The sequence below is a fragment of the Lysinibacillus sp. CTST325 genome (assembly GCF_054665055.1).
This window is the reverse complement of the sequence record NZ_BAAFHO010000024.1, coordinates 1-15796: the sequence shown is the minus strand read 5'-3', so window position 1 is coordinate 15796 and position 15796 is coordinate 1. Positions and strand designations below refer to the sequence as shown.

The window sequence follows — 15796 nt, the reverse complement described above, 5'->3', positions numbered from 1 at the left end:
TTTGGTTTTTAATTTTGAATTTTCTAGAAAATTCAAGTACAAGTAATTATGTGTAATTAAAAAATCAAATGCTTTATAACACATGATTTTTTTAATGCTTTTTAACGAATGTATAAATATTTAAAATAACTCCTATAACGAACACAATGATAGCATTTAATGCAAGGATCAACGCCATAAAGCCTCCTGCAAAAGCAATTCCTTCTCTTGTGTTATCTGGTTCAAAGGCTTTAGCATAACTGACCCCTAAATATACAAAGCTACCGACTATGACTGGAATTAAAAATGCCATGCCAATTGCAGAAGCCCATAAAGGAAACTTCTTATTTTTGTATAAATAGGCTGCTAAATAATCACAAACTACAATAGATAGTAATAGAACGATCCAAATGAAAGCATCTCCATCCATTCCTAACCACCCCTTTGATTATAGGTTAATTTATTTTGCAACTTTTATCAATATATGGGATTTTCCCTCTTGTGAAGGCTGATTATAGAGGAAGTACGTATGTCGTAAAAATGCTAGAATTTATGAAACGCCAGCAAAAAAACACGCCATCTAAGCTGACGGCAAAACAGCAAGATGGCGTGTTTTTTTATTAGAAATTCTTTTTGAAATACGGTGTTTTTTTCATCACGATACATACTGGAATCGCGATAATTAAACCGACAACGTTTTGGATTACGTCTCCTGGAATGGATGCCATAGGGGCAACCCAGCTTTTGAACATAATCGCTTGCCCGATATAGTAGACCGCAATCATCACAGGCATTGAAGCAACTGCTGCGAAGATGTTTAACCCAATGTTGTCGCCTTTATGTCCTTTAGACCAAGCGATTTTCCCAACGATGGCGCCTTGTAATGCGCGGGAGATAATTGTGGTTGGCGCCCAAATTAAATAGCCACCTACGATATCGAATAAGCCCATTCCGATTGCGCCAGCAAGTGCTCCCTTTTTAGGACCAAATAAAATCGACGTGATCAAAAGCATGGATGTCCCTAAGTGAATAAGTCCACCTTGCCCGAATGGTAGCTTTATATTAATGAACATTGTCGCGACGAAAACAAGTGCTGCAAGGATTGAAGTAATGACTAAATCAAATGTTTTCGTGCGTGGTTTTGTATAGGATTGACTTTGTATATTTTGCATTTGCATGTCCTCACTAGGATGAATTTTTTAATAATTTTTACTTTAGCAAAGGACTGACTATCATAAAAGTGTCAATTTGATAAAAATATTAAAGGTCAGTTTGTTTTTCTATAAGGGAGTGCATTTTCGCATCTATCTAATTATGATACGATGAAGAGAATACAAGCAGGATTAGTTAGGTGGAGAGTATGATGAAAAAAGTTGCTGTTATTCAGGATATGTCATCCTTTGGGAAGTGCTCGTTAACGGCTGCGATGCCTGTGTTGTCAGTGATGGGTGTTCAGGCGGTGCCATTACCAACTGCAATATTAACGGCGCAAACAGGGTATTCTAGTTTTTATTGTGAGGATTTAACGTCAAAGATGGACTACTTTGTGGATGAGTGGAGCAAGCTTGGTGCGACTTTTGATGGCATTCACACAGGCTTTGTGACAGGGAAGGAGCAAATCGATAATATCTTTCGTTTTTTAACCGTCTTTCATTCGAGTGAAACGACGTTGCTTGTCGATCCGGTAATGGGCGATTTGGGCGAGGTTTATAAAATGTATACAGGCGAGTTACTTGATCGTATGAAGGCGCTAGTGAAGTGTGCAGATATTATTACGCCAAATATTACAGAATGCTGCTTGCTTACAGGTTTGTCGTACGAGAAGCTACAGGCCTATCAAGACGATGCAGATTATATTCAGGCGGTAGAAGAAGCGGGCCATCAGCTACAGCAAGAAACTGGTGCGAACGTCATTATTACCGGTTTGAATCCGCCGCCAGCAGATGCGAACAAGCGCTATGTAGGAAATATGTATGTCGATGCACATCGTTCGTTTTCTAGCATCCGAGAATACAACGGCGAGAGCTATTCAGGCACAGGTGATTTGTTTGCATCCGTCATTATGGGTGGCATGATGCGAGGACAGGATTTAGTTGAGTCAATGAAACTTGCCGAGACGTTTTTAGCTGCTTCGATTGAAGCTACATCAAAGGAGCAAATTCCACGCGAAGCAGGCGTGAATTTTGAAAAGTTTTTACGAATGCTACTTTAGAAATGACAGGATTTTTATAACTGTGTTGTTACATAGGCATTCATGAGTTTATTGAAGGTAACGCCCGTACGAATTGATGAGGGATGGATTTTTAGTTAAAAGGTAATAATGAAAATCATGAATTAGGGAGGTGTATAATGGATTCAATTAGATATTATATAGTGCAAGTAGATAATCGCTATTACCAGGGGGAAATTGACCTTCTTACATTTACGGATGACGAAGAACAGGCCTTTGCGTTTATGGATATTATGGTGGCAAACGAATTGGCTAATGAGGTCAATGGAATCGTCCTGACAAGAGAAGTCAGTTATAAGGAGCTAGAAGACTTTTCAGCACAATATCTGGTTGAGTACGAAGCATTGCCAAAAGAAGAGCGTGACACGATAGAATCATTTTGTAGGGAGCTCAGTGTAGGAATGTTTGAATAAATGCCGAATCGAATCTTTTCGGCTCTTTTTTATGCAGTTTTCAACTGAACTTAAGCATTCTACCCTGCGCGTGTAGAACTAAAATGAGGTGAGGAAATTGAAGCTACTAGATGAACTTGTGGATGCATTTTTAAATGGAAATGATAATGACATATCGTATGTGTTAAATCGTCGAACGGGTGAAGTTCTTTTGGATGCGCCAGAATTTATAACGGGTGAGCCCGAGATTGATTGGGATGATGAGGAAGTGGCTGCTGATTTAGTGATGATTCCAAACGTTACATCATCTGAAATGTATGATGTCATGGTCAGTTTTGCTAAAAAGCAATCAGATCCGATTACGATTCATTTAATCAACGTACTTAACAGAAATAAGCCATTTCGATTTTTTAAAGAAAAGATTAATGAACTAAGCATAGAAAATCATTGGTACCAATTTGAACAGGATTATGCTATGAGTAGAATGACAGAGTGGCTAGAAGAGTTTTCCGAAATTGAAGACAATTAAGCAAGAAAGTAATTTGAAAATTAAATGCATAAAATGAGGTAGCGCAGCAGTGTAAAACGAGTGTGGAAAATCTATTACCCTATCAAATCTCGAGTAAGTATGAGACGAACAAATTGCCACTATAAGAGAAATAGCCTTGAAGGCAAACTTCAAGGCTAAGAAGGATTTTTTATTAATTTCATTCTTAAGAGCGAGAAAAAATACATTATTTTATTTGTAACCCAAAGCGCTACTAACACAATAATCGCTGCAATACCATGGCGTACAAATGGTGTCACTTCAGATAACGGATATGGATTTACCGGTCCGGGTTTTGGAGTTGCCATCAAATAATATATGAGCCCATGTTCTGATATCACAAGAGATAATACAGTTATGATAAAAAAGATATTACTTTTATTACCTTCATTTCCTAACTCCTTTCTTTACTTTATAGTTATGTTAGTACCATATCATCAGTTATTAATATTTCAAAATCATCTTTTGCTATTTCGTCAACAAAAATTGATAATTCAGATAACTTAACTTAATTCATTCTTTAATGTTTTAAAGTGATGTTCAAATTAGATTAAAAAGGGATGATGCTTTACTTCCAATTCAACAGAGGGTTTTTCTTAGATTTTTTTATTTTCATCACTGCTCTCCTGCTTATCTTTTTTGCTTATATTAGTACAAAACCATCAGCTATAAAGTTTCAAAATCATTTTTTGTAGGTTTTTCTACAAATTCTGAAAATGAAAGAGCAATCAGCTACAACTCTGGGATTCGCGCATGTTACATACAGAATAAGGTGCTTCAAACATGCAGATTACAGTTGACCACAACGGAGTCTTTGAATAAAGAAGACAGTTATTTCTAAAGTTTTTATTATCAATATGGCATATCATTTATATTAAAGTATGGATTTTAAAATGCTTACTAGAAATCTTATGTATAAGAGGCATTATAAAAATATGGTGTAGTATGGGGGATTCTCAAAAGATGGATCAGACAAAAGCAAAGTTAAATTGGCGACCTAGAGGTTTTCTTCAGTGGCTACTTACAATCCTCTCTGTGATAGTATGTTTTATTATCATTATAGTGGCATACTATATGTTTAATCCAAGTAATATGGATAAAATAATGAGTCTACTTGCATGGGGGGCTTCTATATTTCCGATTATTCTAGTAGTTACAGCATTAATAATAATAGCTTTGCTAGCTCTTTCTTTTTGGAAGAAAACCTTAATTGCTCTTACTGTTCTAATTCCTATTTTGTTGTTATTAATTTTTTTAATTGTGCAGCCAATTAGTAATATAAAAAGCTATGCCAAAAGCGAGAAGGTATCGGTTACTCTTAGCTCACTTTTTTTCTATAAACAAAATATCTCAACAAAGCCTAGTGTAGATGTGGTGTATGGGAAGACTACGGACGGCATTGAATTAAAGCTTGATGTGTGGCCAGCGCAGAAAAAATCAGAGGATGTTGTAACACCTGTCATTGTTCAAGTGCATGGGGGTGGTTGGGTAAGTGGAGATAAAGGCCAAGTTCAAGACTGGAATCAGTGGATGAATGATCAAGGGTACACTGTTTTTGATGTCCGATATCGTATGCCTCCTGAAGCAGGTTGGAAAGATGAAGTAGGGGATGTGAAATCGGCGATTGGTTGGATCGTACAACATGCGGATACGTATAAGATTGATCCGAACAGAATCATTTTAATGGGAGAGTCTGCTGGGGGAAATCTAGCTTTGCTTGCTGCATATAGTATGGGAGATAAGCATTTACCACCATCAACGGATGTTCCGGATGTATCAATCAAGGCGGTGATTAACATGTATGGGCCGTCAGATATGACTGAGTTTTATAAGAATAATCCGAGTAAGAGATATGTCCAAGATGTTATGAATCAGTACATTGGAGGTTTACCATCCGATTACCCTGAGCGTTATAAGACGCTTTCCCCTATAAGCTACATCCAGGAAAATACGCCACCGACTATTATGTTTTTAGGGACGGGTGATCGTATTGTTCCTGTAGAGCAGGCGAACGTATTGGATGAGAAACTGACTAAGAGCGGTGTAGCGCATGAACTTTATCTTCTACCAAAGGTCGATCATGGCTTTGATGCAAATCCAGGTAGTTTGAGCACACAATTTGCCAAGGAAAAAGTAAAAGCATTTCTTCAAAATTATAATAAATAATCATTACGCGTAGCTCCTAATAGGAAACTTTTGAAGGCATTAACCCTTCAAAGGTTGTTCTGTTTAGAAAGTACATGTAGGATTATTATTATCTGTCTCAAAGTATATATGAAAATGCTTACTGCAATTTGGGTTGAAAAGAGTATTACAATGCTTACAGTTTGTGCTATCCATATATTCATGAATCGTTAATTCATTTTTACATACGCCACAAAATATGGCCTTTTCATCAAAGTCTTCTTTCTTCCATTGCTGAATTTTATGATTTGCATTTTCCTCATGACATTTATAGCAAGGATAATACTCTCCACAACATTTAAATTTAATTGAAATCGTATCTACCTTATTAAAATAGTGCTTACATCTTCCTTGATCATCAATAACATTCCCTAGAATCTTCATATTTCAAACCTCTTTTCATAAATAAAATCTACTTATTTTTTCGTTTTAAAACGCTTAAATTAAAACTTCGCTAGATGCACTCAATCGATTATATTGCTCCGCCATTATTCTAAAATGATGCTTTTCGTGGATGGCAAGGAGCTGGATAGATTGAATAAGGTTAGGATAGTGAGCAAGAGGATCTGGAAAGACAATATGCCCGGCAATATCCTCCTCAATATTTTTTACTAATTCTTGCATTGCGCTCGTTTCGTTTACTAGTAATTCTTTGATTTCTGCGGTGCTCAAGGTAAAACGAATTTTTGTAGGAGGCACTAATATTCCTGGTGCTCTCATGCCTCGTCCTTTTTTGTTTTTATATTCCTCGTAAATATCATGTATTTCAGTAGCGTAAGGCTTGTTTCTTCGGATTTTTGCGTAAGGCGTCAGTAGTAAGGAAAACTTTGTTGCTGTTTTAAGCATTTTTAGAATTAGATAAAGGTGATAGAAATGTTCACCGATAGACCATTTTCCTTCTTTCTCACGATGCCATAGTTGTTCCTGTGAGAGTGAATGGATGCAAGGTAGGTAGTGAGTTCGCTGTTCCTGTAATGTATGAAAATGATGCGCCATACTGTTAGATTTCATATTTTTCATTCTCCTTTATGCTGTTATTACCATTTTAGGAAACTATCTTATGAAAGTACATAAAACACTATTAGGAATTGTCGATAAAAATGAAAAGTATCGAGAGAGGGGAAAGAATGAATAGTAGATTTTTAACAGCTGCAGATGCTGAAGCCTATCGGAGTTTAAGATTAGAAGGGCTACAAAATAATCCCGAGGCATTTGGTTCTAGCTTTGAGGAGGAGAAGAATTATCCGATTGAGCAGTTTGCCGACAGATTTGAATCACAGGGTTCTTATACGATAGGGGTATTTGATCATGGAGAATTAGTGGGCGTTGCGACGTTAGTTCGGGAAAGTAAGCTTAAGTTAAAGCATAAAGCGAGCATCTTTGCTGTTTATGTCTCTCCGAAAAAGCGAGGGCTTGGTATTGGTAAGCGTTTAATGGTCGAAGCAATTAACAAAGCGAGGGAGTTAAAGGGAGTTGAACAGCTTACTTTAACGGTTGTGTCAACGAATGCTTCAGCAAAAGGACTGTATTCCTCTTTGGGATTCGAGATTTTTGGAACGGAGAAGAGGGCATTAAAAATAGGTCAGCAATATTTTGATGAGGATTATATGGCTTTATTTCTTTAAAGCGAAGACTCCAAGAGCTTTTACCCTTGGAGTTTTTTGTTTTTTTTATGGCGTGGTCCAATGAAACAATGAAAATAAAGCAATGATAAAAATAATGACAGCAATCATAAAAGTGACGTAGCTACTAGCATTACCCGTTTTATTTTTCAGTAGCTTTAAGCTCATTACTATATTGATTATTGATAATGGGAATACTAGCCAAAATCCTGAATTACCTAAGCGTTCAATTTGAATTGGTGATTGATTGTAAAAATAATTATAGGTGATACCAAGAACAAGTAAAATTGCCAGCACAATATTAGTCATTGCAATTTTATTGTTGCTAATCATAATTGCCTCCAATCGCTCCCTTTATAGATGTATAGTATGCTTTAAAATAAAAATCTGATAAAGAATTTAAGCTTCGAGGACTTGATTACATTAATCGGTTGATTCATCCGAATATTCAGTGAATTAGGTATATAAATCTTTAGTTTCTAGGACCTATTCTTCCACCTTTCGTTAACCAACTCCAACATATCTCGAAAAACTTTACCTTTTCTTGTAGTAAATAAGGAAAACCAATAAACAACCAATATAAAAAAGCAAGAACCAACACACCAGTTAATATACTGTTCACTTGTGTAGCAATAAAAATGCTAAGGAACATAATAAGAAAATATAGTACAGCAATTCTCCTGTAGGCTATCATAAATTTCCCCTCCTATTAATTACAATCATACAAAAGAGATAAACTTTTTAGCAATAAATTACATCCGGGTCTACAAAAAAATCTGCTGCTGACGCTTCGCTTTCGCGCAAAAAACATCGTGCTGCTGACGCTTCGCTTTCGCGCAAAAAACATTTGTTGGCCTAAAGTCTTCGGACGCAATAATGCCGGGGATAATTGATTATAAAATAAAACACCCACCAAATAATTTAGATAATCTATATCCTAAATTATCTTATATCGTTAGCTTGAATCTGACATTATCCCCTCAATAAAAAGACTGTCATTAGTTAGACAATTTGTATAAAATGATTGAATTTCTCTCGCTTTCCAGTAACGTGGATCACATTCCTTTTTTGTTTTTCTGATTTTTTATCACTTCAGATAACTCCATGATGACCGCTTCTAATTTATCTATTTTCTTTTCAAATCGAATGAACAGATAGACTGTTATGGCAATTGGGAACCCAAAATTTCCTATTAAGCTTATCCACATTGGTACATTTTCCGGTGTCATGATGTAAATCCCCCTCCTGCTTATTTCAAAATAGTAGTATAAGGTGATCCGCAGATTCGAAACGAGGATCAATTTGCCTTGGCTATATACTGTAATATGAAAAGAGAATGCTCCCTTAAGAAAAACAACCTTACAGTTAAAAATATTATTTTGTGATGGTTTCGTTCCTCAAGAACAATAAAAACGGCTGTTTTATTCGTCCATTTAATACCAATAAAGCTAAATTAAATCACCTTTTTGTATATAAAGGTGATTTTTTATTCTTCAATAAGAACATTTGTTCCTGTTTTGGTTTATAATATAGATACTACATTCACTTTATATAGAAAGAGGGCGGATATAGGAGGGATTATTAAATGGAGAAAGATAATCAAAAAATAGAGGAATTCTTCTATAGAAATAATGAGCAGGTTAACAATCCAATTATAAAAAGCTTTTTGTCGGATTCTCAAAATCTTTATTTAGTGCAAAATGCAATTTTATATCCAACTGAAATTAATAGGAAACGCGTTGATGAATCTTTTCAATCTCACTATATAAATGTTAGGAAGACGAAATACGTCAGTAATTTAATTTATTTCTGTAGCTTAGATTTTGACAAAAAAAGAAGAAGGCTGCAAAATCGCACTTTATTAATATTAGATAAGGGCCTATCAGAAAAGGATGGCAAGACTGCAAAAGAGTTAGTAGAAGATGCAAGCAATGATACGGAACTTGATAATATAGCTGGGGAAGGGTTATTGGACAATATTGAAGATGAACAGCTTTTGAAGTCCCTACAAAAACTAACGGTTAAACAGCTTCAAATTTTAGAGATGATTTATGTAAAAGAGCTTTCTATAAAAGAAATCGCTCAAATTTTACAAACAACGCCCCAAAACATATCGAACCTTCACAGGAAGGCTTTAAATAAACTCAATGATACACTCAAAAAAAAGGGGGAATAATTTATGTCGATTTTGGAAAACCAATACAACGAAGAGACTCTAACAATTATAGAGAATTTCATACCTAAAATTAAACTTTGTTTACACAATACAGACTATCAAGAAAGGGAAGATTTAGAACAAGAGATTAAACTAAAGATTATAGAAAAGCTTGCAACAGTAAAGTTTCAGGATGCACCTAGCTTTTGGGATTTTTTCTCTTGAACTGTATTCCTAGGTGGCTCGAGTTGGAAACATAATGAAGTTCTTGGCAAACCTGATCAGTTTGAGTAAATAGCTCTTAGAAAAACGATCGTATCAAGTAGCGGCAGATCATTTTCACAGCATACCCGAGCAGATCGAGTAGCTACCCAATCACTTCAAATCGCTGACACCTCAAAAAATAAAAAAACGATGCACATAGCGAAGACACTATGTACATCGTTTTATTGATTAATTAGCCTTTTAGGAAATCAGGCTTTGCGAAGTTTGGGTTTGGATATTTATAGAAGCCTTCGCCTGTTGCGCGACCTAGTTTGCCTTTATCGATATACTCTGTTTTTAAGAGGTTGGCTAATTTTTTAAAGTTTTCTTCACCAGTAGCAGCGGCTTTCGCTTCTACAATGTTGAAAGCGGTATTTATACCAACAATGTCAAGGATGGCGAATGGACCTAGAGGTGCTCCTGTTCCGATCATCCATGTTTTGTCGATTGTTTCTGGGTCTGCTACTTCTTTTACTAATAGTGATTCAGCAGCATCTAAAAATGGAACTAGTAATGAATTCAAAATGTAACCTGGTTGTTCTTTATATAATGGCAGTGGAACCATGCCGATTGCACGTGCAAATTCTACGACTTCATCGAACACTTTCATATCAGTGCCTGGGTGTTTCATAATTTCGGCTGTGTTGTTTTTCCAAATCGTATTTGCAAAGTGAAGTGCTATAAACTTCTCTGGACGACCAGTTGCTCCTGCAAATTGGCTTGGTAATAACGTTGATGAGTTTGTCGCAAAGATTGTTTTAGCAGGGGCAACTTTGCCAAGGTTTGTGTAAAATTCTGTTTTAATTTTAACAACTTCAGGAATCGCCTCAATCACAAGATCAGCATTTGCAACCGCTTCTGATAAATCACTTTTAAATGATAAACGTTCATATGCAGCATCCACTTCTTCTTGAGTCGCGCCTAAATCTTGTTGGTATAACGGTTTTAATTTTGTAATACGATCTTGTGCATTTGTTAATGCCTCATCATTAATATCGTATACCGTTACATTAAATCCTTTAAAAGCCGATTGATACGCAATTTGACTACCTAAAACACCGCTACCTGCAACCGTAATATTTTGATAATTCATCTAAATTCCTCCTTTGAAATTGTTACATTAGTATAATTTCGTGGATATGTAATGTATCCCTTATTACAACTCCATACTACTTCTTTCGATATTGAAAAATCAAATGAAAGCCTCAATTATTATAATGATATAAAGAATATGTGCTGATTTAATTTCCCCAGAAGTAAAAAAACGTCACCCGAGAGAGTGACATTTAATTTTCAATGGCTGCTAATGCTTTGTCCATTTGGCGTTCATTATATTTTATTGCATGGCTATTAGTGGATTCGAGTCCCTTAAAAGTATAATTAGAATTTTGATAAAACCCAAAGACAAAATCGTTGATAGGCGATTCTTCTTCTCCATAGTATCTATTTACTACATATGCCTTGAAAATGTTTTCTAGCATATATTCATTATTTTGTACGTCCGCTAAATATTTTTTATTTTTATATTCGGCTAAAACGTAATCCTCGAATTCTTTGATTTCAGCCTTTGTAGCCGGATATTTTTTAGCGTAGGCTTCAACTGTATCGAACTTCTTAGAAGGAGTGCTATTAAAAGAAGCAACCTTTTTAACTTTATCCTGCCAAGTTGCATCTTCTGTTGAGTCTACTTTAGCTGCGGGTTTTTCCTTATATGTAATAGCCACCTCTGATTTATTTGCTTAAGATTTAGGTGAAATATCCAAATGGGCCAACGCACAAAAAATGATAATGATAAGGGGAATCGCGGTTAATTTCAGCATTTTTAGTGCTTTAATTCGATTCAACTTTATGAAATTGAATACTGCAAGAATAAGAAAGACAATCGCTATAATGATACTGATTAGAGTTATAAGGAATATTATATTTACCAAGTACTAAAACTCCTTTCTTTAGATAGAAATCTTCTATCTAATATTTTAATATATAGAACTACAATCGGCATTGAATTTTTTTCCGCACAAAGAAAATCCCTTGATTATTTCAGCTTAAAGAGTATGAATTGGTGCTTTCTAACTACTTTGTACCTACTGAAAAATGAATAGATATACTAATTTTCCTGCATAAATAACAAGAGGCGTAAAGCATATTTATGATATGGTCTTTATCCTAAATGAAGAATAATGGTACATTTCGTTGGATTTATTGAAAAAAGTACATGATACATGGTAGGAATATGTAATATACTTCCTGAAATTCTATGGAGATTTAGTAAATTTTTACGTTTGTGGATATAGGACTTTCTTATAATTTTGAATAACTTACATAATTTTGTGGATTTACTAACGGTTGTTTTAGTACACTGAATTTATGAATTGAAAGGGGCAGGTATAATGAAAAAGACGTTTTTAGCTGGTGCGCTTAGTATTGCATGTTTTACAGGAGGTTTTGGATTACAAGCAAATGCTCAAGAAACTGTAGATGTTTCTAGCATTATCCACCCAAAACATGCTGTTGCAGCGACTAAACAAGCGCAATCGATGACATACCAAGATCTTTATAAAACACTAGTAATTTCTAAATTAGCCTATGATGATAAAGAGATGACATTAGTAACGACGAAAAATAATATGACAATAAAGATTTCGTTACAAGGACTATTGAAAACTACTGAAATGAGTGCACAAGAACAAAAAGAATTTAAAGAGGTTTTCGGTGACTCTATTCAAATGAGATTTACTCCATCTGGAAATGCATTTAAGGCGGAAGTTTATGCTGAAGGGAAATGGCAAGCTTTAGCTGATGAAGATTTAAATGATTTTATTGGATCAATTCAAGAAGAGGATTTTGACTTAAAACCAGGTGGTTACTTCACGGATACTATTGGGCATTGGGCAGAGGGACATATCCAATTATTGTTCCAATTAGGCATTATTAATGGTACATCTGCTACAACATTTAATCCAAATGGACAAGTAACACGCGGACAATTAGCTACTATGATTTTCCGTGCTTCAGGATTAGATGTGAAGGAAGATTATGAAGGTCCTGCTACATATAAAGATTTGGCAAAATACCCGGGTGCGAAGGAAGTAGCGATTCTAGAGGAATATGGCCTAATCGATATTTTTGATGGTGCTAATTTTGAGCCGTATAAACCTGTTACACGTGAAGAAATGGCATTTGTAACAGCAAGATACTTAGAAGGAATGGAATTTGATGTAAGCAAGGTTAGCAAAAATAACCCATTTGCAGACAAAAACCAAATGCGTAAGGAAACTGTTGAATCAATCGGATTATTAAAGCAATTAGGTGTGATTGATGGAGCTAACGGTCAATTTAATCCAAAAGGTAATCTGTCACGTGCACAGTTCTCTAAAATCTTATCACTAACAATAATGTTAATTAGTGACGATGAATAATTAAAAGAAGAAGCAATCCACAATATTGGGTGGATTGCTTTTTTATTCGACTAGCATATGAAATACGTGACTTAATAAATATCCTAATAAAATATACGCTATAAAGGATTTTCGTGATACTGAACGAATATGATGCAAAATAAATTCTGAAATACTAGCGGTTGCTATTAACCCAATCGATACGCCCATTAGTACTCCTTGTGCTTTATTGGATAACTCCCAATATTGGCCGATCTGTATAAAAATACTAAAGAAAATTGAAAATGCTACAAAGTACATAAAGAGTCTCCATAGCCTTTCTCCTTGTGATAGTAATGCTGTTGATAGTGCAAAGCCTTCGGGTAGATGATGTAGAATAATGGAAGCTGTTATTGCAATACTTAATGCGGAGTTCCCTAGTAACTGTCCGACAGTAAGACTCATCGGGATAGTATGGATAATTATAGCGATTGCAAGTAGTGATACAGAGGGGTTTTTTGTATGGGAAGTGTGAAATAAACTATTAAGTATTTCAAACATAAAATAGCCCATCAAAATTCCCAGTAAAAGGCCCATTGATTTGTACATGTGAAAAGAAGAAGGAATGACGTCTACTACAAGTATGCCAACTAAAAATCCTCCACTTAGTAATGATAATCCATGAGTTGTATGCTGGAATAGCCTAGAGAATACCCAAGCTAGAGCTCCTCCTATGCTAGCACTAAAAAAAAGAAAGCCACCAAGTATCATTGCACTCAACTGCAAAATTCCTCCACCCTATATATTCTTTAAGCTGTTTTAAAAAATATATGCTAAGTAGAAACGAATATGATAGTCGTAAGTTTTAGAAAAAGGTCCATTGTATGAATTACTAAAAAGTAAGAGGCTATTTTATCGATAAATCTATTTTTAGGGGTTTTATTATCGAAATCTGCATGATCAAGCCGGGATAGATATCAACACAAATTATGTTGATGAAATTGACTGAATATTAGTTCTATTCTATACTCTTCAGTAGTAATACCAGATTCATTGATTTAGTAACTACTAATGAAGGTGAGGAATGTAAGTATGAAATGGGATGCGAGTTATGATGTGGTAGTAGTAGGTTCAGGGGCAGCGGGGTTAACAGCAGGTCTGACAGCAAAGCTACAGGGCATGAAATCATTAGTCATTGAAAAGACAGAGCGTTATGGTGGGGCATCCGCGTTGTCTGGTGGAGCACTATGGATTCCGAATAATCATGTGATTAAGGGTGAGGGTGTTCCTGATACACATAAATTAGCACGTTTATACTTAGATTCAACGATTGGGGATCGTGTACCAGAGGCTTTAAAGGAGGCTTATATTACACGAGGACCTGAAATGCTAAGGTTTTTAAATAATCATACTAGGCATATGCGTTTCCAATATGCGAAAGGTTATTCAGATTATTATCCTGAAAAACCAGGTGGCTTATCTCAAGGACGGTCGATTGAGCCACTTATTTTTGATTTGAAGAAAATGGGATCATTAGCAGATACGATGCGTCGTTCGACATTGTCTACTAAAGGCTTTACGATGAATAGCTATGAATTTCATAAGGTCAATATGATTAGACGCACAGCAATAGGGAAAACAACTGCGTTAAAATTAGGCATGCGATTATTGAAATCGAAAGTTACAGGAAGTCTGCCTGTTGCATTAGGGGAAGCGCTAATTGCTCGTTTACGAATGTCACTTGCAGAAGCGAATGGAGAGCTGTGGATCTCAACTGCATTTAAAGATTTTATCGTTGAAAATAATCGAGTGATTGGGATCTTAGTTGAACGAGATGGGCAGGAGATGTGCATCGAGGCGAAGCGTGGGGTAGTCCTTTCCTCGGGTGGTTTTTCTCACAATCAAGCATATCGTGAAAAATATTTGCCAGCACCAACAAACGCAAAATGGACTTCTGCACCAGAAGGACAAACGGGAGATATTATCGAGCCAAGCGTGAAAATAGGGGCAACACTAGATTTGATGGATAAAGTATGGGGAGCACCTTCTGTTATTGATTCACAAGGACATCCTTTCTTCCTTGTTGCAGACCGCGGAGTTCCTAATATGATGGTTGTGGATGGTGTTGGGAAACGATATTTGAATGAAGCGGCACCTTATCATGAATTTGTAGACAATATGCATAGTCACCATCAAAAAACAAACAATGCTATACCTTCTTGGATATTGATCGATGCAACGGCAAAGAGTCGCTATATTTTCACGGGATTATTCCCAGGACAAGCTTTCCCAAAAAGTTGGTTTGATAATGGCATCGTGAAAAGTGCACAAACAATGGAAGAGCTTGCTAAGCAAATGAATATTCCAGCTGAGAGTTTACTGGAAACTGTAGGGCGCTTCAACGCCTTTGCTCGTAATGGTCGTGATGAAGATTTCCACCGAGGGGATAGTGCCTATGATAATTATTATGGAGATCCTACATTGAAGAATCCGAACCTAGCAGAGCTTAAAAATGCACCATTTTATGCACTTCGTTTATATCCAGGAGATATCGGGACTAAGGGGGGCTTAGTAGCGGATGAGCATGCTCGCGTTGTAAAGGCAGATGGTACGGCAATTGAAGGGTTGTATGCATCGGGGAATTGTTCAGCCTCTATAATGGGCGAAACTTATCCAGGACCAGGTGCAACATTAGGACCTGGTATGACATTAAGCTATATTGCTACAACGCATATGGCAAATGCAGTTAATAAAGAAAAATCGACCTTGCTAAATGTATAAAGAGTATTTCGATGGTTTTGATAAAGTTGAAGGTTAATTAATGAATAATGACAAGCTCTTAACATTGAAATCTCAAACACAAGGGAAAATATTGAACAGCCCTTACTATTAAAAAAATCCCCAGCGTCAATGCAACGACTGAAGTGACCCCTAAAAGTTAGACACAGTTATTTCATTAGGCAGCTTGGGTAAAACGAGTTCGGTATTGCACCGGACTCGTTTTTAATTTTGCCTTAATCCGTTTCGTATTATAGTAATTGATATA

The 15796-nt window shown here is 35.9% G+C and carries 20 protein-coding genes; 9 read left to right on the top strand and 11 right to left on the bottom strand.

Annotated elements, in window-relative coordinates; all coding sequences use genetic code 11:
- Window positions 1-91: 91 nt before the first annotated feature.
- Together ACYQ73_RS27220 and ACYQ73_RS27215 are read right to left on the bottom strand one after the other, a co-directional pair.
- Window positions 92-409, bottom strand: coding sequence for a hypothetical protein (locus ACYQ73_RS27220; protein WP_460015315.1), 318 nt, complete (start codon window positions 407-409; stop codon window positions 92-94).
- A 190-nt stretch (window positions 410-599) separates the two neighbouring features.
- Entirely contained in the window at window positions 600-1151 is a 552-nt protein-coding gene (locus tag ACYQ73_RS27215; protein WP_460015314.1) for an ECF transporter S component, read from the bottom strand.
- Between the two features lie 191 nt (window positions 1152-1342).
- Between ACYQ73_RS27215 and ACYQ73_RS27210 the strand changes: the two genes are divergently transcribed.
- From ACYQ73_RS27210 to ACYQ73_RS27200, 3 genes are all read left to right on the top strand, one after another.
- Window positions 1343-2191, top strand: coding sequence for a pyridoxamine kinase (locus tag ACYQ73_RS27210; RefSeq protein WP_460015313.1), 849 nt, complete (start codon window positions 1343-1345; stop codon window positions 2189-2191).
- Window positions 2192-2328: 137 nt separating this feature from the next.
- On the top strand, window positions 2329-2622 hold the full coding sequence (locus ACYQ73_RS27205) for a hypothetical protein (RefSeq protein WP_460015312.1): 294 nt from the start codon (window positions 2329-2331) through the stop codon (window positions 2620-2622).
- A 97-nt stretch (window positions 2623-2719) separates the two neighbouring features.
- Window positions 2720-3130: a UPF0158 family protein gene (locus ACYQ73_RS27200; protein ID WP_460015311.1), complete on the top strand. Its 411-nt coding sequence runs from the start codon at window positions 2720-2722 to the stop codon at window positions 3128-3130.
- A gap of 155 nt (window positions 3131-3285) precedes the next feature.
- Here ACYQ73_RS27200 and ACYQ73_RS27195 read toward each other — a convergent pair whose 3' ends face one another.
- Window positions 3286-3489 (bottom strand): hypothetical protein, encoded by a 204-nt coding sequence (locus ACYQ73_RS27195; RefSeq protein WP_460015310.1) that lies wholly within the window; start codon window positions 3487-3489, stop codon window positions 3286-3288.
- A 622-nt stretch (window positions 3490-4111) separates the two neighbouring features.
- On the opposite strand from ACYQ73_RS27195, the gene ACYQ73_RS27190 reads away from it, so the two are divergent.
- Window positions 4112-5314 (top strand): alpha/beta hydrolase fold domain-containing protein, encoded by a 1203-nt coding sequence (locus tag ACYQ73_RS27190; protein WP_460015309.1) that lies wholly within the window; start codon window positions 4112-4114, stop codon window positions 5312-5314.
- Window positions 5315-5377: 63 nt separating this feature from the next.
- Here the strand turns inward: ACYQ73_RS27190 and ACYQ73_RS27185 are convergent, their stop codons facing one another.
- Both ACYQ73_RS27185 and ACYQ73_RS27180 read right to left on the bottom strand, forming a co-directional pair.
- Window positions 5378-5716, bottom strand: a complete 339-nt coding sequence (locus ACYQ73_RS27185; protein ID WP_460015308.1) for a CHY zinc finger protein — start codon at window positions 5714-5716, stop codon at window positions 5378-5380.
- Window positions 5717-5770: 54 nt separating this feature from the next.
- Window positions 5771-6343 (bottom strand): DinB family protein, encoded by a 573-nt coding sequence (locus ACYQ73_RS27180; protein WP_460015307.1) that lies wholly within the window; start codon window positions 6341-6343, stop codon window positions 5771-5773.
- 116 nt (window positions 6344-6459) lie between these two features.
- Between ACYQ73_RS27180 and ACYQ73_RS27175 the strand changes: the two genes are divergently transcribed.
- On the top strand, window positions 6460-6957 hold the full coding sequence (locus ACYQ73_RS27175) for an N-acetyltransferase family protein (protein WP_460015306.1): 498 nt from the start codon (window positions 6460-6462) through the stop codon (window positions 6955-6957).
- Between the two features lie 45 nt (window positions 6958-7002).
- Here ACYQ73_RS27175 and ACYQ73_RS27170 read toward each other — a convergent pair whose 3' ends face one another.
- Together ACYQ73_RS27170 and ACYQ73_RS27165 are read right to left on the bottom strand one after the other, a co-directional pair.
- The gene (locus tag ACYQ73_RS27170) at window positions 7003-7287 is read right to left on the bottom strand and encodes a hypothetical protein (protein ID WP_460015305.1); all 285 of its coding nucleotides are present in this window, start codon (window positions 7285-7287) and stop codon (window positions 7003-7005) included.
- A 722-nt stretch (window positions 7288-8009) separates the two neighbouring features.
- Complete coding sequence (locus ACYQ73_RS27165; protein WP_460015304.1) at window positions 8010-8183, bottom strand: YvrJ family protein; 174 nt, start codon at window positions 8181-8183, stop codon at window positions 8010-8012.
- A 356-nt stretch (window positions 8184-8539) separates the two neighbouring features.
- Here ACYQ73_RS27165 and ACYQ73_RS27160 point away from each other — a divergent pair, with 356 nt between their 5' ends.
- Together ACYQ73_RS27160 and ACYQ73_RS27155 are read left to right on the top strand one after the other, a co-directional pair.
- Window positions 8540-9130: an RNA polymerase sigma factor gene (locus ACYQ73_RS27160; RefSeq protein WP_460015303.1), complete on the top strand. Its 591-nt coding sequence runs from the start codon at window positions 8540-8542 to the stop codon at window positions 9128-9130.
- 3 nt (window positions 9131-9133) lie between these two features.
- Window positions 9134-9334, top strand: a complete 201-nt coding sequence (locus ACYQ73_RS27155) for a hypothetical protein (RefSeq protein ID WP_460015302.1) — start codon at window positions 9134-9136, stop codon at window positions 9332-9334.
- A 232-nt stretch (window positions 9335-9566) separates the two neighbouring features.
- Here the strand turns inward: ACYQ73_RS27155 and ACYQ73_RS27150 are convergent, their stop codons facing one another.
- Together ACYQ73_RS27150 and ACYQ73_RS27145 are read right to left on the bottom strand one after the other, a co-directional pair.
- On the bottom strand, window positions 9567-10466 hold the full coding sequence (locus ACYQ73_RS27150) for a 3-hydroxyacyl-CoA dehydrogenase (RefSeq protein WP_460015301.1): 900 nt from the start codon (window positions 10464-10466) through the stop codon (window positions 9567-9569).
- A 193-nt stretch (window positions 10467-10659) separates the two neighbouring features.
- On the bottom strand, window positions 10660-11097 hold the full coding sequence (locus tag ACYQ73_RS27145) for a hypothetical protein (RefSeq protein ID WP_460015300.1): 438 nt from the start codon (window positions 11095-11097) through the stop codon (window positions 10660-10662).
- Between the two features lie 666 nt (window positions 11098-11763).
- Here ACYQ73_RS27145 and ACYQ73_RS27140 point away from each other — a divergent pair.
- Complete coding sequence (locus ACYQ73_RS27140) at window positions 11764-12792, top strand: S-layer homology domain-containing protein (protein ID WP_460015299.1); 1029 nt, start codon at window positions 11764-11766, stop codon at window positions 12790-12792.
- 42 nt (window positions 12793-12834) lie between these two features.
- On the opposite strand, the gene ACYQ73_RS27135 is transcribed toward ACYQ73_RS27140, so the two are convergent.
- The gene (locus tag ACYQ73_RS27135) at window positions 12835-13521 is read right to left on the bottom strand and encodes a ZIP family metal transporter (protein WP_460015333.1); all 687 of its coding nucleotides are present in this window, start codon (window positions 13519-13521) and stop codon (window positions 12835-12837) included.
- A gap of 300 nt (window positions 13522-13821) precedes the next feature.
- Here ACYQ73_RS27135 and ACYQ73_RS27130 point away from each other — a divergent pair, with 300 nt between their 5' ends.
- Window positions 13822-15531 carry an FAD-binding protein gene (locus ACYQ73_RS27130; protein ID WP_460015298.1) on the top strand — a complete coding sequence of 570 codons (1710 nt, stop codon included), beginning with the start codon at window positions 13822-13824 and terminating at the stop codon, window positions 15529-15531.
- 175 nt (window positions 15532-15706) lie between these two features.
- Here ACYQ73_RS27130 and ACYQ73_RS27125 read toward each other — a convergent pair.
- Window positions 15707-15796 (bottom strand): IS3 family transposase (locus ACYQ73_RS27125; protein ID WP_460014390.1); only part of this gene is annotated, 90 nt, incomplete at its 5' end.